At 61.3% G+C, this 507-nt stretch carries 1 protein-coding gene; it reads right to left on the reverse strand.

What is annotated here, in order from left to right; all coding sequences use genetic code 11:
* Positions 1-507: extracellular solute-binding protein (locus tag CXQ90_RS21950; RefSeq protein WP_146068981.1), on the reverse strand; the 507-nt coding region annotated here is incomplete at both ends.

Genomic DNA, 507 nt, shown 5'->3' on the forward strand with positions numbered 1-507 from the left:
GGAACTGTCCACGGTGTACTCCAGGGAGTTCTCGTAGCTCAGGGCCATTTTTACGAAATCAGCGGCCAGCTCCGGCTCTTCTGTTCCGGCCCCCACCGCCAGGGTCCACCCGCCGGACATGCTGACTGCACCGGGCTCCTGCCCGTTCTGGGTGGGAAACGGTGCCGTAGCCATAACCTCGCTGTACTCGGGCCATTCAAACTGTCCTCCCGGCTGCCAGAACTGCGGCGCATAGGAGCCCTCCACCGTGGCACCCATGCGGTCCTGCGGAAGCATCTCTCCCACGATGGGCTGCCAGATATTCGCATCCAGGGCCTGCGCCGGGGTGACCGCCAGCCCCTCGTCATAAATGGTCTTCAGAAACGCAAGGGAATCGATGAAGCCCTGGGACCCGGTGACCCATTTCTGCTCGTCAGCGTCATAGAGGGTTCCACCTTCAGTCCCGTAGAGGAGCTCATAGAAACTCTGCATGGTGCCGGCATACATGCTGAAGGGGATGACATCGGG

It is taken from the genome of Arthrobacter sp. ZGTC131 (genome assembly GCF_002929275.1).
In the GTDB taxonomy this organism is placed as follows: Bacteria; Actinomycetota; Actinomycetes; order Actinomycetales; family Micrococcaceae; genus Arthrobacter.